The sequence below is a fragment of the Streptomyces sp. 3N207 genome (assembly GCF_052246355.1).
Classification (GTDB): domain Bacteria; phylum Actinomycetota; class Actinomycetes; order Streptomycetales; family Streptomycetaceae; genus Streptomyces.
Window position 1 is genome coordinate 13,741 of record NZ_JBQQBV010000013.1, and the last position, 23,527, is coordinate 37,267.

The 23,527-nt window shown below is 68.8% G+C and carries 21 protein-coding genes and 1 pseudogene; 12 read left to right on the top strand and 10 right to left on the bottom strand.

The features are described from left to right. Positions 1-52 precede the first annotated feature (52 nt). The gene (locus tag ACTWP9_RS20700; protein WP_443247719.1) at positions 53-1,513 is read right to left on the bottom strand and encodes an Nramp family divalent metal transporter; all 1,461 of its coding nucleotides are present in this window, start codon (positions 1,511-1,513) and stop codon (positions 53-55) included. Positions 1,514-1,631: 118 nt separating this feature from the next. Here ACTWP9_RS20700 and ACTWP9_RS20705 point away from each other — a divergent pair, with 118 nt between their 5' ends. Further along, positions 1,632-2,324 carry a FadR/GntR family transcriptional regulator gene (locus tag ACTWP9_RS20705; RefSeq protein WP_443247891.1) on the top strand — a complete coding sequence of 231 codons (693 nt, stop codon included), beginning with the start codon at positions 1,632-1,634 and terminating at the stop codon, positions 2,322-2,324. 192 nt (positions 2,325-2,516) lie between these two features. Here ACTWP9_RS20705 and ACTWP9_RS20710 read toward each other — a convergent pair whose 3' ends face one another. Further along, positions 2,517-3,653: a PP2C family protein-serine/threonine phosphatase gene (locus ACTWP9_RS20710; RefSeq protein WP_443247720.1), complete on the bottom strand. Its 1,137-nt coding sequence runs from the start codon at positions 3,651-3,653 to the stop codon at positions 2,517-2,519. A 319-nt stretch (positions 3,654-3,972) separates the two neighbouring features. Then, a complete protein-coding gene (locus ACTWP9_RS20715) occupies positions 3,973-4,431 on the bottom strand; it encodes a GNAT family N-acetyltransferase (protein WP_443247721.1) in 459 nt (152 codons plus the stop codon). Between the two features lie 2 nt (positions 4,432-4,433). Between ACTWP9_RS20715 and ACTWP9_RS20720 the strand changes: the two genes are divergently transcribed. Next, positions 4,434-4,664, top strand: a complete 231-nt coding sequence (locus tag ACTWP9_RS20720) for a hypothetical protein (RefSeq protein WP_443247722.1) — start codon at positions 4,434-4,436, stop codon at positions 4,662-4,664. A 301-nt stretch (positions 4,665-4,965) separates the two neighbouring features. On the opposite strand, the gene ACTWP9_RS20725 is transcribed toward ACTWP9_RS20720, so the two are convergent. Beyond that, complete coding sequence (locus ACTWP9_RS20725; protein WP_443247723.1) at positions 4,966-6,171, bottom strand: SufS family cysteine desulfurase; 1,206 nt, start codon at positions 6,169-6,171, stop codon at positions 4,966-4,968. A gap of 172 nt (positions 6,172-6,343) precedes the next feature. Then, complete coding sequence (locus tag ACTWP9_RS20730; protein WP_443247724.1) at positions 6,344-7,729, bottom strand: family 2B encapsulin nanocompartment shell protein; 1,386 nt, start codon at positions 7,727-7,729, stop codon at positions 6,344-6,346. An 855-nt stretch (positions 7,730-8,584) separates the two neighbouring features. Between ACTWP9_RS20730 and ACTWP9_RS20735 the strand changes: the two genes are divergently transcribed. The 4 genes from ACTWP9_RS20735 (at position 8,585) to ACTWP9_RS20750 (ending at position 13,410) form a co-directional block, all read left to right on the top strand. Beyond that, positions 8,585-9,889: an extracellular solute-binding protein gene (locus ACTWP9_RS20735; protein ID WP_443247892.1), complete on the top strand. Its 1,305-nt coding sequence runs from the start codon at positions 8,585-8,587 to the stop codon at positions 9,887-9,889. Positions 9,890-9,931: 42 nt separating this feature from the next. Next, on the top strand, positions 9,932-10,870 hold the full coding sequence (locus tag ACTWP9_RS20740; RefSeq protein ID WP_443247893.1) for a carbohydrate ABC transporter permease: 939 nt from the start codon (positions 9,932-9,934) through the stop codon (positions 10,868-10,870). 104 nt (positions 10,871-10,974) lie between these two features. Beyond that, positions 10,975-11,760, top strand: coding sequence for a carbohydrate ABC transporter permease (locus ACTWP9_RS20745; protein WP_443247894.1), 786 nt, complete (start codon positions 10,975-10,977; stop codon positions 11,758-11,760). 48 nt (positions 11,761-11,808) lie between these two features. After that, positions 11,809-13,410, top strand: a complete 1,602-nt coding sequence (locus ACTWP9_RS20750; protein ID WP_443247725.1) for a beta-N-acetylhexosaminidase — start codon at positions 11,809-11,811, stop codon at positions 13,408-13,410. A 53-nt stretch (positions 13,411-13,463) separates the two neighbouring features. Here ACTWP9_RS20750 and ACTWP9_RS20755 read toward each other — a convergent pair whose 3' ends face one another. Continuing rightward, positions 13,464-14,081 carry a lysophospholipid acyltransferase family protein gene (locus ACTWP9_RS20755; RefSeq protein ID WP_443247726.1) on the bottom strand — a complete coding sequence of 206 codons (618 nt, stop codon included), beginning with the start codon at positions 14,079-14,081 and terminating at the stop codon, positions 13,464-13,466. Positions 14,082-14,257: 176 nt separating this feature from the next. Further along, positions 14,258-14,788: pseudogene (locus ACTWP9_RS20760) on the bottom strand (GNAT family N-acetyltransferase); the annotation flags it as partial. Positions 14,789-14,872: 84 nt separating this feature from the next. Between ACTWP9_RS20760 and ACTWP9_RS20765 the strand changes: the two are divergent. Beyond that, the gene (locus tag ACTWP9_RS20765; RefSeq protein WP_443247727.1) at positions 14,873-15,079 is read left to right on the top strand and encodes a hypothetical protein; all 207 of its coding nucleotides are present in this window, start codon (positions 14,873-14,875) and stop codon (positions 15,077-15,079) included. 156 nt (positions 15,080-15,235) lie between these two features. Next, the gene (locus ACTWP9_RS20770) at positions 15,236-15,586 is read left to right on the top strand and encodes a VOC family protein (protein WP_443247728.1); all 351 of its coding nucleotides are present in this window, start codon (positions 15,236-15,238) and stop codon (positions 15,584-15,586) included. A 430-nt stretch (positions 15,587-16,016) separates the two neighbouring features. Here ACTWP9_RS20770 and ACTWP9_RS20775 read toward each other — a convergent pair whose 3' ends face one another. After that, positions 16,017-16,349, bottom strand: coding sequence for an ArsR/SmtB family transcription factor (locus ACTWP9_RS20775; protein ID WP_443247729.1), 333 nt, complete (start codon positions 16,347-16,349; stop codon positions 16,017-16,019). 145 nt (positions 16,350-16,494) lie between these two features. Between ACTWP9_RS20775 and ACTWP9_RS20780 the strand changes: the two genes are divergently transcribed. Beyond that, on the top strand, positions 16,495-17,691 hold the full coding sequence (locus ACTWP9_RS20780) for an MFS transporter (RefSeq protein WP_443247730.1): 1,197 nt from the start codon (positions 16,495-16,497) through the stop codon (positions 17,689-17,691). Between the two features lie 17 nt (positions 17,692-17,708). Here ACTWP9_RS20780 and ACTWP9_RS20785 read toward each other — a convergent pair whose 3' ends face one another. Next, positions 17,709-18,671 (bottom strand): squalene/phytoene synthase family protein, encoded by a 963-nt coding sequence (locus tag ACTWP9_RS20785; protein WP_443247731.1) that lies wholly within the window; start codon positions 18,669-18,671, stop codon positions 17,709-17,711. After that, positions 18,668-19,588 carry a polyprenyl diphosphate synthase gene (uppS, locus tag ACTWP9_RS20790; protein ID WP_443247732.1) on the bottom strand — a complete coding sequence of 307 codons (921 nt, stop codon included), beginning with the start codon at positions 19,586-19,588 and terminating at the stop codon, positions 18,668-18,670. Before uppS ends, ACTWP9_RS20785 begins: the two co-directional genes overlap by 4 nt. Positions 19,589-19,969: 381 nt before the next feature. Between uppS and ACTWP9_RS20795 the strand changes: the two genes are divergently transcribed. From ACTWP9_RS20795 to ACTWP9_RS20805, 3 genes are all read left to right on the top strand, one after another. After that, positions 19,970-21,346: an MFS transporter gene (locus ACTWP9_RS20795; protein ID WP_443247895.1), complete on the top strand. Its 1,377-nt coding sequence runs from the start codon at positions 19,970-19,972 to the stop codon at positions 21,344-21,346. Positions 21,347-21,452: 106 nt separating this feature from the next. Continuing rightward, on the top strand, positions 21,453-22,154 hold the full coding sequence (locus tag ACTWP9_RS20800; RefSeq protein WP_443247733.1) for a response regulator transcription factor: 702 nt from the start codon (positions 21,453-21,455) through the stop codon (positions 22,152-22,154). After that, positions 22,151-23,527 (top strand): HAMP domain-containing sensor histidine kinase, encoded by a 1,377-nt coding sequence (locus tag ACTWP9_RS20805; protein WP_443247734.1) that lies wholly within the window; start codon positions 22,151-22,153, stop codon positions 23,525-23,527. The genes ACTWP9_RS20800 and ACTWP9_RS20805 overlap by 4 nt, the downstream gene beginning before the upstream one ends.

Here is a 23,527-nt window from a genome sequence, read left to right on the forward strand (position 1 = left end):
AGTGCACTCCTCTGGCTCGTGAGCCGTTCGGTTCTGGGTTGGTCGAGTGGAGTCAGCCGAAGAGGTCCTGGATCTGCTGCCGTACGGTCAGGACGGAGAGCACGCCGAAGAGCCCGACCGCCCAGACCAGGGCGGCCGCCCGGTAGCTGCGCACCTTCAGTGGCGCCGGCAGCGCCTTGCGGTTCATGAAGAGCAGCAGGCCGGAGTAGACGAACATCATCAATCCGGCCACGCAGGCCGAGATGACCAGCAGGACCAGCGGCTGGTCGAATCCGAGCGCCAAAATAGTGACGCCGATGGCGACGAGCCCCCACACGAGCCGGAAGTACAGCCGGCTCTCGGAGTGCCGCGAGCCTCGCAGATACGTCGACTTGAGGACGTCGGCGGCGAGCCTGCTGGTGTAGTCGACGATGCCGGTCGCCGCGCAGAACAGGGAGAAGGCGCCGATCAGCCAGAACAGCACACCGAACCAGTTGCCCGCCTGGGACTGCAACACCTCGCCTTCCTCCCGTACGAAGCCCACGTCGTTGGCGAGACCGGGCGTGCCGAAGAGGGTGGAGTGCGCCATCAGCGAGGCGAGCACGATGGTGACGACGGTGGTGAGGCCGAAGGTCACGGCCTGTTCGGTGTTGGCGAAGCGCCACCAGCGCTTCCACCGCACGAGGTTCTCCCCTTCCGGCACGAAGACGTATCCGGTGGCCGGGCCGGAAGCAGCATCCTCCCTTCCGGTCACCGGGCTGACCAGCCGCGGCACGTAGTGGCCCATGCCGAAGCCCTTGTCGCGTATCCAGTTGCTCTGGCACAGGTTCTGCCCGCCGCCGGCCCCGGCGTAGGCGATCGCTCCCATCAGCACGGCGATGCCGAGTTCACTGGGGAACCGGCCGACGTGAGTGGCGGCCTGCGGCAGTTCCTTCCAGCTCGCCGCCTTGATGACCAGGATCACCGCCAGCACGAAGAATCCGCCGATCAGAGCGATCTTGACGAACAGCAGCCGCTCCAGCGCGGTGTACACGACGGGTGCGAGGGTGAGGATCGCGCCGATGAGCAGCAGCAGGCCGACGGCGATGAGGGTCGGCTCGCCGCCGAAGACGTAGGAGAGCATGGTGGCGGAGCTGGTGGCCCAGCCCGGCCACAGGTTCGCCGCGTACGTCAGCACGGCCAGCACCGCGCCCCAGTGCCGCCAGTAGCGGTTGAAGCCGGTCATGGCCGTCTCTCCGGTGGCGAGCGTGTAGCGCTCGATCTCCATGTTGAGAAACCACTGGGTGACGAGGCCGACGACCGCGCCCCACAGGAAGACGAGCCCGGCCTGGGAGGCGATGTACGGCCAGAGGATGAACTCGCCCGAGGACAGCCCCACTCCGGCAGCGACGATGCCAGGCCCGATGATCCGCCAGGGCTTGCGGGGCGGAGCCGGCAGCGTCCGTACTTCGGGCAGCGGGAGGTGGCGGCTGTTGAGGGGGAAGGGGGCGTCGGCACTGTGGGGGGTGCCGACTCCGTCGTCCGCGTGCGTCATCGGGACCGCCTCTCTCCGGCTGGTTGAGCTCGCGGGTCTGTACGATGCGGGCAATCATTAAATGATTCGATGATTGGCGTCCAGGGGGTGAACAAAGATCGTGGAGCACTACCGGACCATGCATCAGCGGGTGGTCGACGAGCTCGGCCGACGCATCGTGGGCGGCGCCTGGCAGCCGGGGCAGCCGCTGCCGGTCGAGGACGTGCTCGCCACCGAGATCGGCGTCAGCCGCGGCGCGTTGCGAGAGGCGGTCAAGGCCCTTGCGGCCAAGGGGATGCTGCGCGTACGCCCGCGCACGGGTACGCGCGTGCTGCCACCGGAGCACTGGAACCACCTGGACCGCGACGTGCTGCGATGGCAACAGTCCGGTGACTCCGCGGCGTTGCTGCGCGACACCAGCGAACTGCGCCGGATCGTCGAGCCCGAGGCCGCCCGGCTGGCGGCCGGCCGGGCAGCCCCCGACGAGGTACGAGCCCTCTACGACGCCTTGGCCGCCATGGAAGCCGCAGCGGTGCGGCCCGGACGCAGCGGCTACGTCGAGGCCGACATCACCTTCCACCGCGCCCTGCTGGACGCGAGCGGCAACCGCCTCCTCGGTTCGCTGGGCCGCGCGGTCGACGTCGCCTTGGAGCACAGCTTCGCCGTGAGTACGCAGACACCCGGGGCGGTCGAAGACTCGTTGCCGGCCCACCGCGCCGTCGTGGAGGCCGTCGAACGCGGCGATCCGGAGGCGGCGTCGGCGGCCATGCTGGGGATCATCGACGCCGCCGAGCGGGAGATCACCAAGTCCTCCGGGCTGTCGCAGCGGTGAGTACCGAAGCCCGGTCGATCGATCGTCGCGGTGAGCCACCGGTCGCCCACCCGGATACCCGCCCGGTCACCGGACGCTGTCCCCGCCCGGCCTTCCGTATCGCGATACCGGCGGCGACAGCGGGGCCGTCTCCCGGTCAGCACGCTGTGGACTCGGCGAAAGGCCAAAAATGCGGAGTCGACCCGGCGCAGCTCAGGTTCCGGTCGGCGTGTGTTCAAAGGCCGGTGGGCGCTTGAGGGCAATTACGGCGGCGTCGTCGCCGAGGCTGCCGCCAGTGTGTGCGAGCAGGTCGTCGCGGAGCCGTTGGACGAGGGTTTCGGGGTCCTCCACGGTCCACGAGGTGATCCGGGCACCGAGCGGATAGAAGACGCCGGTCTCGTCGCGGGCCTCGATGACGCCGTCGGTGTAGAGCAGAAGGAAGTCACCGACCTCGAGCGGGAAAGTGTCGGCGTCGTAGGAGGTCGCGGCGAATTCGCCCAGGCCCAGCGGGGTTTCCTGATGTCGGGTGTGCAGCGGCGTGACCTGCTGCTCGTGTACGCGCAGTGGTGGCGGATGCCCGCAATTGATCATGTGGATGACGGGTTCGTCGTCGGGGATCTCGAGGACGGCGGCGGTGATGAAGTCCTCTTCGGTGTCGTCCTCGGTCGCGGTGAGCTCGGCCAGGCCGCGGCTGACGCTCGCCTCCAGCCCGCGCGCGAGTCCGGAGAGGTCGGCATGCTGGTGGGCCCCTTCACGGAAGGCGCCGAGCAGCAGCGAGGCGTCACTGATCGCGCTCAGACCCTTTCCCCGTACGTCGCCGATGATCAGCCGGGTCGCCCTGCCGGTACGGGCGGCGGCGTGGAGATCGCCGCCGATCTGTGCTTCGGCCTCGGCGGACAGATAGACCGAGGCGACCTCCAGGGGGCCGATGCGGCGGGGAAGGGGCCGCAGTACGACCCGCTGGGCCGCCTCGGACACGGAGCGTAGCTGCGTCAGCTGCCGCTGGTGGCGCTCTCGCAGATAGCAGAAGCCCACGATGACAACCGTGACGAGAGTCAGCGAAATGACCTGCACCTCGTGGTTGAGAGAGAGCCACCCCCTGCGGACCGTGCCGATGACCAGCTGCGCGGCTACCGCGACGACGCCGACGAAGGCCACCAGGCGGGAGCCGCCGATCGCCGCGGTCAGGGCGGGGGCCGCGACGAGCAGTGGGCCGAGATGGACCTCGGGCGGCGCCAGGATGTCCACAACCGTGACGGCCACGATCAGCCCGAGCGGGAACGCAAGCAGCCCGTGACGGGCTCGCCAGGAACCCGGGCCGACCGGAAGATCTCGCTGCTGGAGGCGCACGCTTCCTGGTATACCTCCCCGCCCGCCCCACCGCCTGCCGAGACCGGCCCGAGGGGCCCGCTGCCGCGGGCGCCGGGAACGGCAGAGGGCCGGGGCGGCCGGCCACATCTGCGACCAGCTCCGCCCTCGGATCCGTACCGGCGAAGGGCACCTACGGCTCCGTCGTCCTGCCCCGCCGCTATGAGGTCGAGCGCACGATCGGCTGGTGCATGAACAGGTGATCCAACAGGTGCTCCCCCGATCGAGTACGTTCTGGGCGCGACGGATGTCGTCCTGTTCACGGACCCGGCCAACCCCAGCCGACACCACGACTCACGGGTCACAGCGCTCGGCGAAAGACCACGCGGTCCAGCGAGGGCCCGTCGTAGTCCGCGACAGGGGCCGAGGCTTCGAAGCCGAGGGCGGTGTGGAAGGCGATCGAACGGGAGTTGACCGGGGAAGTGATCGCTTTCACCACTGTGCGTCCCTCCTCACGGGCCCGCGCGAAGAACCGTTCGTACAGCTCGCGGGCGAGCCCGGAGCGGCGCATCCGGGGCGCGACGCCCGCGAAGTGGATGTAGGCGTGGCTGGATTCCGACGGGGAGAGGAAGCCGACGAGGAACCCCGCGAGCGTGCCGTCGGCCTCCTCGGCGATCAGGCTGGTCGCATAGAAGTGGTCCAGGAAGACCCGGGTGAGGTCGCGGGACGCGGGGCGGCCCCACCAGTCGTCGACCACGGCGATAACGGTGTCATAGTCCTCGGGGCGTGCGGTTCGTATGGCGCAGAGGGGGGCGTTCATTCTTGGACGCTATCCCCACGGCGCACCACGCACCTCTGCCCCATCGTCGCACCGACAAGGCCGTGTACGCCGCGGCGTCATATGGGCACCGCGTCGATGCGCAGACCATCACCACCTCGATGTCGGCGACCCGCAGCAAGGCGTACGACCGCCGCGTCGAGCGGGCGATCGTTGTTCACTTCGGCTGGGCCCACCGGGGCCGAGGGGCGAACACCGAGACCGCCCGCGGGTGAGGGTGGCATCTCCGGGACCGGCCCATGACAGCCGAGTGTCGGAAGCGGTGCCTCCCGTGCCCGTGTCGGAGCGGCGGCCGTTGGCGCGAAGCAGAGAGCGCCGCCCGCAGCCTGGCAGCGTGAAGCCCGACGCCGCGGGCGCCGGGCTTCGAAGGGGGCGGGTCACCGGAGCAGGAGCGACGACGACTGTCTCCCCGTTGCCGACCGAGCTGGGCAAGGCGGCGGTGCCCCGTTGATCACCCGGTGGCCGTATCTGTTCACAGTCGGGTGTCACCGCGAGCCCCGGAGACCGGACCGGGCGTCAACCGCCCGGTTTCTGCCCCTCCCTTCGCTCCAACAGGCGCACTAACGAAGCCGTCAACCGGTCGATATCTTCCCGGGTGTTGTAGAGGGCCAGTGAAGCGCGGACCGCACTGGCCAGGCCGAAGTGGCCAAGCGCCGGCTGGGCGCAGTGGTGCCCTGCACGGATGGCGATGCCGTCGTCGTCCAGCCGGCTCGCCGCCTCCTCGGGCGTGCAGCCGTGGAGGGTGAAGGTCAAAACGCCCACCTTCTCCGCTGTCGGGCCCAGCACTTGGAGACCGGGCACGGTCTGGAGGGAACGCTGGGCGTAGGCCGTCAGCTCCGCCTCGTACGCTGCTACGGCCGCCCGGTCGAAGCCCTGGAGCCAGTCGAGCGCCGCATGGAGTCCGATCACGCCCGCGATATGGCCGGTGCCCGCCTCGAAGCGGTGCGGTGCGGGCGCGAAGGTCGTACGGGCGAACTCCACGGACTGGATCATGTTGCCCCCGCCCTGCCAGGGGCGCATGGCCTCCAGCCGCGCTCTCTTGGCGTAGAGGGCGCCGATGCCCGTAGGGCCGAAGATCTTGTGACCGGAGAAGGCGTAGAAATCGGCGTCGAGTTCCTGGACATCCACGGGGAAGTGGGCCACTGCCTGGGCGCCGTCGACGAGCACCGCGGCGCCATAGCGGTGTGCCAGCGCGGTCATCTCCCGGACGGGCGGAATGGTGCCCAGCACGTTCGACGCATGGCTGAGCACGACCAGTTGGGTGCGGTACGACAACAGGGCCGCGTAGGCGTCCTGGTCGATGGTGCCCTCGGGAGTGAGGGGCACGGGGACCACGCGGGCTCGCCGCTCGGCCGCAATCTGCTGCCAGGGGACAAGGTCCGAGTGGTGTTCGAGGACGGGCACCAGAATGTCGTCCCCGGGACCGAGGTTGTCACGCGCCCAGGTCTGCGCCACCAGATTGATCGCCTCGGTGGTGCCGCGTACGAAAACGATCTCGTCCGGTGAGGCTGCACCGAGGAAGGAGGCGATCGCGGCGCGGCCCGCCTCGTACGCCACTGTTGCCTGGCGCGCCATGGTGTGTGCGCCGCGGTGGATATTGGAGTTGGCGGTGGCGTAGTAGGTGCTGAGCGCCTCGATCATCTGATGCGGCTTGTGGGTGGTGGCGGCGTTGTCCAGCCAGACCATGGGGTGGCCGTTGACGGTCCGGTGCAGTGCGGGCACCTCGTCGCGGGCCCGCTCGGGGTTGAACGCGCCCCCGCTGACGGGGCGCTCGACTGCGTGCTCCGCCGCTCTCTCGGCTGCCGGGGCTGTCGCCGGTATCTCCTCAGGGGTGTACGAGGAAGTATCGGCCGGGGCGGTGGCGGGCGCGGCCCGCGGGGTGCGCGGGACCAGCTCAGGAGTAGTCATGATAGGTCCCCACCTCGACGTTCTGCAGCACGGCGATGGCGTCCTCGACCAGGACTGCCGCGTTGAAGTACGCCGTCATCAGATAGGAGGTGATGCCCCTGTTGTCCATGCCCATGTTCCGCATGGACAGACCGGGTTCGACCTCGTCAGGGACGCCGGAGGGCCGGAGCCCGACCACGCCGCGTTCCGCCTCGCCGACCCGGATGAGGAGAATCTCCGAGGTGCCGGCCCCCCGGAGCCCGGTGAGCTGCACCTTGTCGGAGGGAAGCAGCGGCACGCCACGCCAGGTCAGCAGCGGGCTCCCGAAGCGTGAGTCGATCACCGGGGGGACGCCCCGGCGCGTACACTCCCGGCCGAACGCGGCGATGGCCCTGGGATGGGCGATGAAGTAGCCGGGCTGTTTCCACACCCGGGAGAGCAACTCGTCCAGGTCGTCCGGGGTCGGCGGTCCCGCGAGGGTCTGCACCCGCTGGCCCGGGGCGACATTGTGGAACAGACCGAACTCGCGATGGTTGAGGATCGACCACTCCTGGCGCTCGCGCAGCGCCTGGATGGTGAGGTCGGCCTGGGTGCGTGTCTGGTCCATGGGCTCGTTGTAGAGGTCCGAGACCCGGGTGTGAATGCGCAGCATGGTCTGGGCGAGCGTCATGTGGTACTCGCGGGGTGCGTCCTCGTATTCGACGTAGCTGCCCGGCAGCTCCGGCTCACCGGTGTGCCCGGCGGTGAGGTCGACCGGTACCTCGGTGCCGGGGGTGGGGCGCTCGGTGGAGATGTACGTCTGGAGTTGGGCGTTGAGCGACTCGTCCCGGTCGGCGACCCGTGCCAGCGCGGCGCGGTCCAGACAGAGCGCCGAGCCTGCGGTGATGGCCTTGACCCGGTAGGGCATGGCCGCGGAGCGGCTCCACGCGTCCAGGTCGAAGAATTGACCGTCGCCGATGACCTCGATCAGCGTGTCGTCGTCGTACCGGCCGGTGGCGCGCTTCTCGGCACGCCCGTGCACCAGCACCCACAGCTTGTCGGCGGACGCGCCCTCCGCGATCAGTTCCTGACCCGGGGCGAAGGTCACCTCCGCAAAAGCCTCCGCCAGCTCGGAGAGGAGCGCACCGTCGGCGTCGCTCAGATACGGGACCTCGCGCAGGTCCTCCGCGAGGATGCGGCATGCACCATCCTGGGTGTAGCTGCTGATCCGGTTGTCGCCGAGCACGAACGAGCGGCGGCGGTTGACGCGGTAGATCCCGGCCCCGACATCCACCCAGGGCAGGGCACGGAGCAGATACCGGGGCGTGATGCCACGCATCTGCGGGCGGGTCTTGGTGGTGGTCGCGAGCTGCCTGGCGACATCGGGACTGAGGCTGAGCTGCTGATCGGACATGAACGGCTCCCCGGAGTGGGACGAACGATGCCTTGCCGCCTGATCGTCTGTCTCGGTCGACCGCGCTCACAAGAGGTCATCATGCGCTCACGGTCCGGATGCATTCGAAAGGGGGAGCGGCGAGTCGTAAAGAGGTTCGGCAGGGCATCGGCCGAGCTTTCGTGACCACGGGAAAGATCAAAGGCAAGAGTCTTCGGAATATGCCACAGGCACTCGGCGCCTTGCTGCGCTGCCGGTGAAACGGCCTGTTTACGACGAGCCGGCACTTGAACTCCGGGGAGCGGACGCTCCGTTGGCGATCCTGATCCGTGGCGACGCGGCAGTCGAGGACTTGTGTGAGCGTGCGTGGAGGCGGGCGTGCGCCATCCGGGCGAGGGGTGCTTCGACGACCCAGTGGCGGGACAGTACGACGAAGCCGGAGGCGTCCCGGGGTCGGTGCTTGGGCAGCGAAGAGCGGGGGGACTGGCAGCCGCCGTCACTCGCTGGTGGACCTGTCCAGAAATACGCCGTCGATGGCCTTTGCGGTTCACCGTGATGCCCGATGACCGTTCACTGCCTGCTGCCGGTGATTGACCAGCTCCGACCCGGTCGGACAGTCACGCTGGTTGCGGCCGAGATGGGCATATCGCGCACCACGGCGCACAAATGGATACCTCCTGTTCGCGGCAGGGGGGCACAGGCGCTGCCTAACGGGTTCGAGGGTTCGGTGAGGGGCCCCGGTGTGGGGTCACGGATCGGTCAACGCCTATTGTGGGACGCCGAGTTGGCCTCGTAGCCTCCTGCGCACCTTGTTCAAACGTGATGCTCATGTTGCGCGTTTCGCGGCATAAGAGGCAGGGAGGTCCCATGATGAACATGCCTGTGCGGCGGCGGCTGTCTGCCTTAACTGCTGCACTGGGGCTGGCGGCTCTACTGGTCGCCGGATGCGCCCCGAAGTCCTCGACCAATGGGTCGGGGAAGGACGAGAAGACGGGCACAGTGCGTGTCTGGCTCTTCAAGGAACTCAACAACAAGCCCAAAGAGAAGGTGATCGACCGCGCAGTCGACCGCTTCGAGAAGAAGCATGACGATGTCAAGGTCGATGTGACGTACTATCCGGCGGAGAATCGTGCCGCGAAGCTCAAGGGCGCGCTCAACGATCCCGAGTCGGCGCCCGATGTCATCGAGTACGGCAATACGGACACGGCCGGATACGTCAAGGACGGCGCGCTCGAAGACGTGAGTTGGGAACTTGGACGCTGGGATTCCGTCCTCGACACCGACACCACGGCCAAAGAGTCCGTGACGGTGGATCAGAAGCTCTACGGTGCCCCGTTCTACGTCGGTGTCAGGGCGCTCTACTACCGCACCGACGTCTTCAAGGATCTGGACCTCGAGCCGCCCAAGACGCTTGAAGAAGTCAGCGAGACCGCGAGGAAGATCAGGTCTGCCAAGCCTGATATGTACGGCATGGCCGTGGGCGGTGGCAATACGTTCGCCGCGATGCCGTATATCTGGGCGAACGGCGGCGACATGGCGAAGCCGGCCGCGACGGTGTTGAGCTCGACCATCAACGACAAGGCCGCGCGGAAGGGAATCAAGGAGTACACGTCCCTCTTCAAGGAGGACAACTGCCCCGCCCATACGTGCGCCAAGTGGGACGGGACCGAGGTGACCGACGCGTTCGCGAACGGCAAGGCCGGAATGGCCATCGGTGGTGACTTCAGCCGTCAGGTGATGGACGACGGCAAGGTCAAGGGCAAGTACGCGGTTGTTCCGCTGCCCGGCGAGAAGAAGGGCTCGATCGCGCCTGCCTTCGCCGGTGGCAACAACATCGGTGTGATGAAGTCCAGTTCGCACCGGACCCTGGCCATCGATCTGATGAAGGAAATCGCGGGGAAGCGCTCCCAGGAAGACATGCACAAGGCGATGGGCTTCCTGCCGACCTTCTCCGATGTCCGGAAAAAGGTCACCAAGGGGAAGCCGTTCTTCGAGCCGTTCGCGAAGACCCTGGACGCCGACACCCGCTTTGTGCCCATCACCCCCACGTGGAACGAGGTCGATGCCTCGATGGTGCTGCCCACGATGTACCAGGAAATCGCCAGCGGCAAAAAGGATGTGGAGACCGCCTCGGACGATGCGGCAAAGAAGATGAACAAGATATTCAACAAGAAACAGTGAGGTAAAGCGCTAGTGAGTCAAGTGACCGCCGCCGCGCCGGCCGTGAACCACCAACCCGGGGAACCACCCGGGAAGCGGGCGAACCGGCGGCGGGCACCGCTCCGGCGGTACCCCCGCCGGACACCCTGGATCTATCTCGGCCCTGCCCTGGTGGTGCTGGCGGGGCTGCTCGTCTATCCCATCTACCAGCTCGTCCTGATCTCCTTCATGGAGTACACGCAGGCCCAGGTGAGCGGCGGCGAGCCCGCCACTTTCCAGGGGCTTGGCAATTACACCGAACTGTTCGCCGACCGACAGTTCTGGGATGTCCTGCTGGCCACGGTCCTCTTCGCCGCAGCCTGCGTGCTGGGCACGCTTCTGGTCGGCTGTTCCCTGGCCGTACTGCTCAGTCGGATACGGGCGTTCCCCCGGCTGGTGCTGATGCTGGCCGCGCTCGGCGCCTGGGCCACTCCTGGAATCACCGGTTCCACTGTGTGGGTCTTCCTCTTCGACCCCGACTTCGGACCCGTCAACAAAGTTCTGGGGCTGGGGGATTTCTCCTGGACATACGGCCGCTACAGCTCGTTCGCGCTCGTCCTCTTCGAAGTGGTCTGGTGCTCCTTCCCGCTGGTGATGGTGACGGTCTACGCGGGAATCCGCGCCATTCCGAAGGAGCTGCTGGAGGCCGCCTCGCTGGACGGCGCGAACATGTGGCGGACCTGGCGCAGTGTGATGGCTCCCTTGCTGCGGCCGATCCTCATCGTGGTCACCATTCAGTCGATCATCTGGGACTTCAAGGTCTTCACCCAGATCTATGTGATGACGGGCGGCGGCGGCATCGCGGGCCAGAACCTTGTGCTGAATGTGTACGCGTATCAAAAAGCCTTCGCCTCCTCCGAGTACAGCCTCGGATCCGCGATCGGAGTGGTGATGCTGCTGCTCCTCTTCGCGTTCACCCTCGTCTATCTGTGGCTGCTGCGCCGGAAGGGAGAAGAGCTGTGAGCACCCTCGCAAACGGCGCCGAACAGCGGGGCGCGCACCATGCTGCACGGGCTCGGCGGCGTCGGGTGAGGAAGCCGTGGCGGCTGGCGGCGGAGTGCGCGGCCATGCTGATCGCGCTACTGGTGGCCTTTCCGCTGTACTGGATGGCGCTTTCCGCCTTCAAGCCCTCGGACGAGGTGCAGTCCGAACGACCGATGCCGTGGACGCTGAAGCCCACACTGGACTCTTTCCGGCGGGTCTTCGAACAGGAGGATCTGGGGCGGTACTTCGTCAACAGCGTGATCGTGGCGCTGTGCGTGGTCGTGGCCTCCGGGCTGATCGCATTTCTCGCCGCGACGGCCGTGACGCGCTTCCGCTTCCGCCTGCGCACGACGCTGCTGATTCTCTTCCTCGCCGCCCAGATGGTGCCGGTCGAGGCACTGACCATCCCGATGTTCTTCTTGATGCGGGACTTCGGCACCCTCAACTCGCTGGGCTCGCTGATCCTGCCGCACATCGCGTTCTCGCTGCCCTTCGCCATCTGGATGCTGCGGGGCTTCGTACGCGCGGTGCCGGATTCGCTGGAGGAGCAGGCGTACCTCGACGGCGCGAGCAGGACGCGCTTCCTGTGGCAGATTCTCTTTCCCCTGGTGTTGCCGGGGCTCGTCGCGACCAGCGTCTTCTCGTTCATCGCCACCTGGAACGACTTTCTGTTCGCGAAGACCTTCATCATCAGCGCGACCGAGAACTCGACGCTCCCGATGGCGCTGCTGGTCTTCTTCGACGAGGAGACCCCCGACTGGGGCGGAGTGATGGCGGCGTCGACGGTGATGACGGTGCCGGTGCTGGTCTTCTTCATCGCGGTGCACCGCAGACTGGTGTCGGGTCTGGGCGGAGCAGTCAAGGACTGAAGTACCGGAGAGCTCGGTTCCGATGGAAACGGAAGGCAGGGGCGAGGCATGAGTGCGCTGGTTCCGCGCGTGGTCAGCGAAGTGGCCGACGTCGGCGAGGGGTTCGTTTGGGGGAGCGGCACCGCGCTGCGGGTCGCTCCCGGCACCGAGGGGGTCGCCACCTGGCTGCGGGGCTGGGCACCACGGGAAGAAGGAGGCGGGGGCTCCGTCGATCTGAGCCTCGACGAGGGACTGGCTTCCGAGGCGTACCGGCTCGACATCGCCGCCGACCATATCCGCCTCGTGGGTGGCAGCGCGGCCGGGGTCTTCTGGGCAGCCCAGACCCTGCGCCAGCTGCTGCCGCCCCGCGTCTACCGGCGGGCCGGAGCGTGGGGGCCCTGGCGCCTCGCACCCGTCCGTATCGACGACGAACCCCGCTTCGCCTGGCGAGGGTTCATGCTGGACGTCGCCCGGCATTTCATGCCCAAGGACGGTGTGCTGCGCGTCATCGACCAGCTCGCCGCGCACAAGCTGAACGTGCTGCACTTCCATCTGACGGACGACCAGGGCTGGCGCCTGGAGATCACACGTCACCCCAGGCTGACCGAGGTCGGCGCGTGGCGCGCGGGAACACAGGTCGGACACCGGGCATCCACTCTCTGGGACGCCCGCCCGCACGGGGGCTACTACACCCACGACGACATCCGCGAGATCGTCGCCTACGCCGCCGAGCGGCACATCACCGTCGTACCCGAGATAGACATCCCGGGCCACTCGTCGGCGGCGATCGCCTCCTACCCCGAGCTGGGCTGCACCGATGTCGCCGACACGGCGGACCTGGAGGTGCCGGGCCACTGGGGGATGAATCTCCATTTGCTGTCACCGTCAGATGCCACACTCCGCTTCTACGAGGAGGTGCTGGAGGAGGTCCTCGACCTCTTTCCTTCGCCGTTCATCTGCGTCGGTGGGGATGAGTGCAAGAAGGACCAGTGGCGCGAATCGGCCACGGCGCAGGCCCGTATCAGTGCCGAAGGGCTGGCCGACGAGGACGCGCTCCAGGGCTGGTTCATGCGGCACTTCGACCGCTGGCTCGCAGTACGCGGACGGCGGCTCATGGGCTGGGACGAGATCCTGGAGGGTGGCGTACTGGAGGACGACTTTCCGGGCGGTGGCCTCACCGAGGGCGCCGCTGTGCTGTCCTGGCGCGGCTACGACGGCGGGATCACCGCAGCGCGCGCCGGACACGACGTGGTGATATGCCCGGAACACGAGCTGTATCTGGACCGCCGCCAGGACGAGAGCGCGGACGAACCGATGCCGCTCGGATACGTCCAGACCCTGCGGGATGTCTACCACTTCGAGCCGCTGCCGCCTGAGTTGGCGGGTACGCCCGAGGCGCGGCACGTCCGCGGTGTCCAGGCCAACCTGTGGAGCGAGTGCACCGAAAGCCAGCAGCGCGTGGACTACCAGGTCTTCCCCCGACTGGCGGCGGTCGCCGAGGTGGCCTGGTCGCCGTTGGAACCCGCAGCGGAGCGGGACTTCGCCGACTTCGAGCGCCGCCTGGACGAGGCGCACTACGCTCGCCTGGACGCCATGGGCGTCGACTACCGCCCGCCTTCCGGCCCTCGCCCCTGGCAGCGCCGCCCCGGTATCCCCGGCCGCCCACGCTGACCCGGCGGCGCGGGGCCGGTGGCGGGATCTCGTCGTCCGAGGGGGCGAACGGTTCAGACATGAGCGGGGGCCTTCGTGCCGCGGATCGCCGCATGGGCTGCGGCGGCGAGCGTGCGGCGGTCCTGTACCGGGCGCAGTACGGGATGGGCCGTGACGCGGACTGTGAGGTCCCGGGCGCTGATCACCCGGTGAAGTGAAGCGGTGAAGGTGTCCTCGCCGAGGAACGCTGCCACCGTGCTGGGCATACCGCACTGCAGGTAGCTGACCGTCACCGGCTGGACGAGGGCGCCGGAGTCGATCGCCGCCTGGAACATGGCGCGGCGGAATCCGCTGCCCGACTCGGTGCACCAGGTGGTCCCCTGAGGGAAGACCATGACCGAACGGCCGCCGCGCAGGGTGGCCGCCACCTGCGCCACGGTGCCGGGCAGGCTTCGGATCCGGTCCCGGTCGATGAACTGCACCCTCGCCTGTGTGGCCAGCGAGCCGAACAACGGCCACCGTGCCACCTCACGTTTGGCAAGCGCGGTTGCCGGTTCGACCGCGAACAGCGCGAGGGCGTCGAGCCACGAAATGTGGTCCGACACGATCAGCGACCCCGGCCCCTCGGGGCGGTGTGGCTCGCCGAAGCCGGACACCGGGGTCTCCAGCTGCAGCCCGAGGGCACGAATCACCCCCCGAGCCTGGGTGCGGAGCACATCTCCCCGCGCCAGGCGCGGCCCGGTCGCCAGTCCGCGTATCAGTGCGCGGGCCAAGGCCGCGTACCGGCGCGCCTGCACAGCAGCGGCGACCGGCGGCACTCGGTGGGCAGCGCATCGAGCCGTACAGGGCGAGGAGACCGTCCAGAGGCTCACCGCGACTCTCCGAGGAAGTAGCGGTAGTAGCGGTCGTTCAACTGCTCCATGTCGAGGATCACGAAGAAGTCCGCGACCCCGAACTCGGGGTCATGGGCGGGAGCACCGCACACCCAGGCTCCGAGCCGCAGGTAGCCGCGGAACAGCGGCGGGAGCTGGGAGTAGCGGGTCGCGGCTGTCCAGGCCGGTGCCGGCGCCGGTGCCGTCGGCAGCCACGGGCGGCGCGGCGAGACCGTCATCTCGGCGGGTGGTGCGTGCTTGGCGGAGCACAGGGCCCATGCGCCGGCTGCCGCCTGCCCGCCGTCGGCCAAAGGCACCGATGCGCAGCCCGCGAGATAGCGGTGCCCCGACAGCAGCACATAGCGGGCGAGCCCGGACCACATCAAGTTGATCACACGTCCGGCTTCGACCATCGATGAGCGGATCCCGTCCAGCGCACCCAGGTCGAACTCGCCGTCCGAATACGAGCGTTCGGCCCTTCCCGGAGGCAGGAGGCGGTATGTCCCGACGACGTCGCCTGTCGTGGTACGTCAGCGTAGAAATGGAGACCGGCGCCCGTACATACCTCCTGGTCGACGACGAGAAGGTGGGCGCCCTTTCGCCGAGAGGTGTTGTCCTCCGCGTTCCACGAGGCGTTGGGAGTCTTCGCCTCCTTCCCGCGGCTGGTGGTGGAGGGCTACCTCAGGCGCCACGGCTTCGAGGTCCGAGAGGACGACCAGAACGCCATGCACGCGCGCTGCGAGCGCTACACGGTCTCCATACGCTTCGACGATCAGGACCGCGTGATCGCACTGAGCCACGGCGAGGACAGGGACTGACGGCCGGCCGGCTCATCGGCGGCGTACGGACAGCCCTGCGTTCCCTGGAGCGCGTCGTGCTGGCAATTCAGCAGCAGGCTGCTCCTCAGCCGTGGTGGGTGGGCCGGCGGGTGCGCCGACGAATACGTCGCCCTGCGGCGTGGTACAGGATCGGTCATGTCCTTCACACATGTGCTCGCGGTCGCCCCGGTGACCGACATCGAGGCCGCCGTGACCTGGTACGAACGGTTCTTCGGCAGGCCCGCCGACACGAGGCCGATGCCGGGGCTCGCCGACTGGCACGTCTCCTCCTCCGGCTGGGTGCAGGTTTTCCAGTCCCCCGAGCACGCGGGCGGCACTCTCCTCAACCTCGCTGTCGAGGATCTCGACCGGGCGCTGGAGGACCTCGCGGAGCGCGGCGTCACGACCGCGGGCGAGATCCAGCCGGGCGCACAGCAGGTGCGGTTCGCCGCGGTACACGACCCGGACGGCAACCGGATCACACTGATCGAGAACCCCGTCGCATAGCGGAGCCACCGACCGGGACGAGCAGCCGGACGAGCAGCGGGGCGCGACGGTGGGCCCCGCGCGCGGTTCACAACGCGCAGTGGGCGTGTGCTCGGGCTGCGCGCAGGGCAGACGGCCGTGTTCGGCGACCTGGTGCTGGCCTGCTCCGGTGACGAGGTACGTCAGAAAGCTCGCGGCCAGGGAACGGGTCGGCGGCCGGCCGTAGGTGTAGGCGTACTCGGTCTCCCGGAACGGGTAGTCGCCGACCGCCACCGTGCCGGTGTCCGCCTGCCGACCGTCGATCCACACCCGCTCGACGCCGAGCCGGGCGTACCTCTCCAACGACCGTACCGGTGCGTGGCGGGTGTGGGCTGGAGCATCGGTTCTGAGGTGCCGTTTCCTGCGAGCAAGGGGTTGCTGAGGTTGCCGCGAGGATGAAGGCGGGTGGGGGTCAGCCTTCGGCGGCTGGGGGTGTGTGGCGAGCTCCGTTCAGTACGGAGTCGAGCAGGCCGGGGAACAGCGCGTCCAGGTCGTCACGGCGAATCCGCACCAGCCGGGATCGGCCCTTGACGGTGGTCCAGGTGACTCCTGCCTCGCGCAGCACCCGGTAGTGGTGGGAGAGCGTCGTCTGGTGAACGTCCAGGTCGCCGCCGATGGCGTTGCAGCTTTCCTCACCGGCCATGGCGAGCCGCTGGATGATCTCCAGCCGCACCGGATCGGCCAGCGCACGCAGCACCTCCACCATCCGGATCGCCTCGGTCGCCGGCTGGGACACCTCACGCATCGCTGCCTCCCTCCGTGCCAAGAGCCTCATCCCTTCACGCCAAGGCCGAAGCCTACCCACTCATTGATACATGGACAAGCATCCATGTATCTCCTACAGTGCCGATCACCTACCTCCGCGGCGCTTCGAGAAGGCGGCACGATCCATGCTGAAACGACTCCTCCCCCTGGCCCTGGCGACGTTCGCCGTCGGCACCGACAGCTACGTCATCGCGGGCCTGCTCCCCTCCATCGCCGCCGACCTGGGGGTATCCACCCCGGCAGCGGGTCAGTTGGTGACGGTCTTCGCCCTGACGATGGCGTTGTCGGCGCCGGTCATGGGGGCCCTCACCAGCGGCCTGGACCGGCGGTCGGCGCTACTGATCGCGTTGGGCGTGTTCGTGGTCGGCAACGCCGTCACCGCGTTGGGCACCAGTTACGAGGTGGTGATGGCCGCCCGCATCGCTACCGCCGTGGGAGCGGGCACCATCAACTCCGCCGCCTCCAGCACGGCGGCGGCCATCGCTCCGCCGGAACGCCGTGGCCGGGCGCTGGCCTTCGTGCTGGGTGGTCTGACCTTGGCGACCGCGCTCGGACTGCCGCTCGGTACGCTGATCGGCCGCGCCGACTGGCACATCACGCTGTGGGCCGTCGCCGGGGTCGGCCTGCTGGCGGCCGTCGGTATCGCCGTCGGCCTGCCCGGGGTGACGCTCCCCGCCGCCTCGCTGTCCGACCGCCTGCGTCCGCTCAAGCGGGGCCGCGTACTGGCACTGCTGGCGGTCACCTCCCTGGCCTTTCTGGGCGCCTACATCCTTTACACCTACATCGCCCCGACCCTGCGGGACGCCACCGGCGGCAACGAGTCGCTACTGATCCTGATCCTGCTGGCCTGGGGCGTCGGCACCCTGGCCGGGAACATCACCGCCGGGCGCCTGGTCGACCGCCACGACCCGGCCCACATCCTCACCGGCACTCTCGCCCTCGCCACTCTCGCCCTGGCACTGACCCCACTGGCGACCCGTGCCCTCGCGCCCGCCTTGCTCTGGGCGGCGGTCTGGGGCGTGACCGTCGGCGTCATCGTCGTCCCGCAGCAGCACCGGCTCATCGCCCTCAGCCCTGCGGCTGCACCTGTCCTGCTCGGTCTCAACTCCTCCGCGCTCTACGTCGGGATAGCCCTCGGCGGCGGTCTCGGCGGACTGGCACAGAAATGGCTCGGGCTTGCCCCGGCCCAACTGGGGCCGGTGGCTGCCGGCGTCACAGCCCTCACCCTCCTGTGGCACGTGAGCACCACGCGCCGCCCCACCACACCCGCCACCGTGACACCGGCGCCGACCTCGGCCGACCCGGAGAACTCCAAGGCGTGACCGGGGCGGAGGTGTGGTCAGGTGAGGTGGAGGCGGTGGTGGAAGGTACGGAGGGTGTCACCGATCAGCTGGGTGGGGGAGAGCCGGAAGCGCCAGAGAGGGCTGGGGCGGAGCAGCGCGGCACCCTGGTGTTCGAGGCCCTTCATGGCCTGGGAGAGGAGCATCAGAACGGGTCGGTAGAGGAACTGGACTGCTGGGTCGGCGTCGTCCAGGGCAGCCTGGGCTGCGTGGAAGGCGGCGCGGGCCTTGCCGCAAGCATCGGCGAGGAGAGCTTCGACGGCGGGGGTGTCACGGCCGGCTTCCAGGTCGGTGCGGGTGACGCCGAAGTGCAGCAGATCCGTCTCGGGGATGGTGAGCAGGCCGCGTTGCAGGTCGTCGGCCAGGTCGGCGAGATCGTCCCAGCGTTGCGCGGCGTCGAAGGCCAGTCGTGAGGCGGTCTCGTTGCGGGGGTGGGGCGGAACGCGGCATGCGGCGAGCAGAATCCGGGCGGCAGGCATGTTGCTGCGCTCGTTGTTGTCGTGGTGGTCCTGCTCGGTGGCGTACCCCGTCAGCCCAAGGCGGCCGACTTGTCCTGCCAGGTAGTCGTGGACGTCGGAAGGGGCGACGGGCCGCACTTGCGCAGTGTGCAGGAAGGCCCGCAGGAAGGGCTGTTGGGCGCGGCCGGTGGCCAGCCCCTGCCGGACCTGCTCCGCCCAGGCGTCGAACACTGCCCGGTTGTGCTGGTGCACCGGCACATCCGCCAGGCAGTCGGCGTAGATGATGAGGGCGCCCACCGCGAACAAGTGGGGCTGCCAGGTCGGCGGGCTCAGTAGGCGCCCGGGGGGATAGAGGCCCGGATATCGGCGGGCTGCCAGATGCGCTGCCGCGGTGTAGTCGTCGCGCAATCGGCCCTGGGGAATCCCCGCCAGGTGCAGGGTGCGCTGCCACGGCAAGGCCCCGTTCAGAAGCTGACGCAGCAGTGTCAGACCGGGCGCGGTCATGAGGGCCGGCTCGAACGCCCGGGCTTCGTCGACTCCGTGGTGAGCTGGTGCACGGTGAAGCGGGCCGTCTCCCTCAGCCCGTCCCACAGGGTGGTGCCCAGATGAGAGGCGATCGCCGTGGGCAGGCCGAGCAATGTGGCGGGGCCGGGCAGGGGGGAAGGGCTTTCGACTGCCACAGAGGCGGCTGCGTCGGGTGCGTCGGCTGCGTCCGTCGGGTCCAGAGCGCCGAAGCGGCGCCCGCGCTGGTGATACAGCTCCAGGGCATGCCGGAAGTGCGAGGTGCGGAAGTCGGGCCACAGCACATCGAGGAAGACAAGTTCGGCGTAGGCACAGTGCCACAGCAGAAAGTTCGACAGCCGGTGCTCGCCCCCGGTACGCAGGAGCAGGTCGACATCGGGGAGTTCGGGTATCTGCATATGCTGGGCAAAGGTCTCGGCGGTGATTTCCTCGGCCGGGACACCCTGGGCGACCAGGGAGCGTGCGGCCTCACACACGTCTTGGCGTCCTCCGTAGTTGAACGCCAGGCTCAGCTGCAGCGTGCTGTTGTCGCGGGTGAGTTCCTCGGCCTCGCGCAGCCTCTCCGTCGCCTCCGCAGGAATGCGTGGATCCCCGCCGCCCAGCAGCCGCAGTCGTACCCCGCGCCTGTGCATGTGCTGGGTTCCCCGGCCGATGACGTGCTGGGCGAGGAAGCGCACCAGGAAGCTGACCTCTTCTTCCGGGCGTGACCAGTTCTCCGTGGAGAAGACGAAGAGCGTCAGCCACTCGACCTTCTCCTGCAACGCGCCGTCCAGGACCGCTTCGAGGGCAGTCCGGGCGGCCATATGGCCGTGGGTGCGCTCCAGTCCGCGGTGCTGGGCCCAGCGGCCGTTGCCGTCCATGATGCAAGCGACATGCCTGGGAGGGGTCCTGGGCGTCATCCGCCCTCCATTCAACACGTAGAGCAACAGTGCCAATTCGGAGAGTAAATGCCCCGGTGCAGGTATTCATATCCCTTCGCTGCGACACTCCCATGAGGGAATTCGGACAGGTCGCCGCATGACAGGTCGGCCCCGAGTGCCTCAGCGGCCCCAGGCAAGACAAATGGAGAGTGTCCGGAGAACGGCGCCAGGACCGGCCGGGGGTCGCATTTGTTAGCGGGATGTTAGATCTGGGTGACGGGCCTTGAACGGGTGTGGCGGCCACGCCCATGCTCATGCAGCACTCCCCACTCCCCGTCTCCGGGGCACCTCCCCCTCCCACCAGGGACTTTCCCTCCCAGGGACCTTCCATCTGGAGCCGCCATGTCCTCGTCCCCGGCCATGCCCGCACCCCGGCCCGAAGAACTCCGTGCGAAACGCCGCCTCGCCCTCGTCGGCGGGTCACTGGGCAATCTCGTCGAGTGGTACGACTGGTTCGTCTACGCCAGCTTCGCGATCTACTTCGCCGACTCGTTCTTCCCCGGCGACAACCCGACCACCCAGCTGATGAACACCGCCGGCATCTTCGCGGTCGGCTTTCTGATGCGGCCGGTCGGCGGGTGGGTGCTCGGTCGCGCCGCGGACCGGCGCGGGCGGAAGAGCGCGCTCACGCTCACCGTCACCATGATGTCGGTGGCCGCCCTGCTGATCGCCGTTGCCCCGACCTATGGGCAGGCAGGCTACTTCGGCGCCGTGGTGCTGCTGTTGGCACGGCTGCTGCAGGGCATGAGCATCGGCGGCGAATACGCGGCCAGCGCCACGTATCTGACCGAGGCATCCGCTCGCAACAGGCGCGGTCTGGGCTCCTCCTTCCAGTACGTGTCGATGACCTGCGGACAGCTCCTCGGCCTGGGCATCCTCATCACGATGCAGCGCACGATGACCACCGCCCAGCTGGAGAGCTGGGGCTGGCGCATCCCGTTCGTGCTCGGCGCGCTCTTCGCTCTGGTGGTGTTCTGGCTGCGGCGCAGGCTGACGGAGACCGACGCGTTCACCGAGGAGACCGGCGAGGGGGGGCCTGACGACAGCACGCGCGGCACCCTGAAGGCGCTGTGGCAGCACCGCCGCCAGGCGGGCCTGGTCATGGCGCTCACCCTTGGTGGCACGGTGGCCTATTACACGTACACCACGTACCTCACCAAGTACCTGATCTCCAGCGCGGGGATGGCGAAGTCCACGGCCACGCTGGTGAGTTTCACCGCGCTGATCGTCTTCGCCGTGCTCCAGCCCTTCGCCGGGATGCTGTCGGACCGGATCGGCCGCCGCCCGTTGCTGATCACCTTCGCGCTGGGCTGCACCGTCGGCACGTACCCGATCATGACCGCGCTGGGATCGGCGTCCTCCTACTGGCCCGCGGTGGGGCTGTCCCTGCTGGCTCTGGTGATCGTCACCGGGTACACCTCGATCAACGCGGCCGTGAAGGCGGAACTCTTCCCGACCCGGGTACGCGCCCTGGGCGTGGCGCTGCCGTACGCCATCGCCAACGCCCTCTTCGGCGGTACGGCGGAGTACGTGGCACTGTGGTTCAAGAACAGCGGCCACGAGACCATGTTCTTCTGGTACGTGTCCGGGTGCGCGACGATCTCCCTGATCACCTATCTCCTCATGCCGGATACGCGGGACGCCAAGCTCACCCGCGCCGAGTCCGAGACCGAGGCGGACGCTGACCGTGGCCGTGACCGGGATGCGGTGGCAGCTCCGGTGGAAGCGGTCCGCTGAATCCGCTGAATCCGCTGTGACCTGGGCGGGCCGCTTCCGCTTCGGCTTCCGTAAGCTGCTGCCCAGGTCACAGCGTCATAGCGGCACAGCGTTATAAGGACTTCCCATGCACGCCCTTCTGGTCGAGGACGACGATCGCATGGCCCACGCCCTCGGTACGGCACTCGCGCAGCGCGGGCACACCGTCCGCCGGTTCGGCCGTGCACTGGACGCCCTGCGGCATGTCAACGAGGCCGACTTCGTTCTGCTCGACCTGGGGCTGCCGGATCTGGACGGGCTGGAGCTGCTGCGGCGGCTGCGGACCGTGTGCGATGCGCCGCTGATCGTGGTCACCGCCCGCTGCGAGGAGCGCGACATCGTGCAGGGGCTGCGCGCCGGCGCCGACGACTACGTGGTCAAGCCGTTCCGCATGAACGAGCTCATGGCCCGGATCGACACCGTCCGCCGCCGCACCAGGACACCCGCCGGCCGCGCGGACAACGGAGGGCCATCCGTACGCACCGGCGACGTGGAGATCGACATTGCGGGCCGCGCGGTCACGGTCGCCGGGGCCGAGGTGCGGCTCACCCGCCGCGAGTTCGACGTCCTCGCCTTCCTCGCGGCACGGCCGGACGAGGTGCACAGCCGCGAGGAGATCCTTGGCCGGATCTGGGGCGACGCCTTCCTCACCGCCTCACGGTCCCTGGACGTCCATGTGGCGGGCATCCGCGCCAAGACCGGCCGGGCCGGCCTGGTCCGCACCGTGCACGGCTTCGGCTATCAGCTCGGCTGCCCTCCCGTGGGCGACGAACGTGCAGACGGCCGATGAGACGCAGGCTCCTCGCCGTACTGATGTTGCTCATGGGAGCCGCGGCGCTGCTGCTCTCGCTGCCCCTGGCCGGCTCCTACGCAAGCGCGCGTACCGAGCATCTGCTGCTCCACCGGCGCTCCGAGGCGGTACGGTTCGCCGATCTGGCCGACCGGGTGCGCACCGACTCCGACCGTACCGAGCTGTCTGCCGAGATCCGGCGGTACGCGGAACTGTACGGCGCCGCCGTGACCGTGGTCGACGCGGCGGGGCGGACAGTCGCCCGGGCCGGGCCGGACTCCCCGGCGTCCTCCGGCGCCGCTGCGAAGGACGCCATGGGCGAGGCGCTGACCGGCCGGTCCACCGAGCGGCTGCCGACGATTCGGCCGTGGGGACCGGACACCGTGGTGCTGGCCGAACCCGTCGGGCGGGACGAGCGGGTGAGTGGAGCGGTGCTGCTGGCCGTCCCCACCGAGGCCGCCCGCCGGGATGTGACGGCCCGCTGGACGCTCATCGGGGCCGGCGCGCTCGCCGCTTTCTCGTCGGCGGCCCTGGTCGCCATGGGCATCGCCCGATGGCTGATGCGCCCCGTCCGCGATCTGGACCGGGCTGTGGAGAGCCTGGCGTCCGGAAGCCTTGAGACGCGGGCCGTCTCCGACACGGGGCCGCCAGAGCTGCGCCATCTGCGGCGGCACTTCAACATCATGGCGGAGGCCATGGCCGATTCCATCGGCCGCCAGCGCGACTTCGTCGCTGACGCCTCCCACCAACTGCGCAATCCACTGGCCACCTTGGTGCTCCAGCTGGAGAACGTCGAGCCGCACGTCGCCCAAGGCCCCGGCCGGGCCGAGCACGCCCGCGCCCTGGACGAGGCGGAACGGCTGGAGGAACTGCTCGACGGCCTGCTCGCGCTGGCCCGCGTGGAATCCGGTGCTCCGGAACGCGTCGGCCAAGACGTGTCGCGGGCGATACGCGAACGAGTGGCGGCCTGGGAGCCGGTCTTCCGCGCCCTGGACCTGGAGCTGACTGCCTCCACCGTCCCGGAGAGCCTGCGGGCCCGCGCCCTGCCCGACGCGGTGGGCCGGATCCTGGACGCGCTCCTCGACAACGCCGCCAAGTTCGTGCCGTCCGGCGGCCATGTCGACGTACACGCGACGCTCCGCGACGGCGAGGTTCTCGTGCGCGTCAGCGACGACGGACCCGGGGTGCCCGAGGAACAGTTGCCGCTGCTGCTGCGGCGTTTCGCCCGCGCGCCCGGGCACCAGAACGTTCCGGGCAGTGGGCTGGGCCTGGCCATCGCCGATGAGACCGCCCGCATGAGCGGAGGCCGACTCGGTGTAACCCGTAACACGCCGCACGGCCTCACTGTGGAACTCGGACTCCCGTCCTGCTGA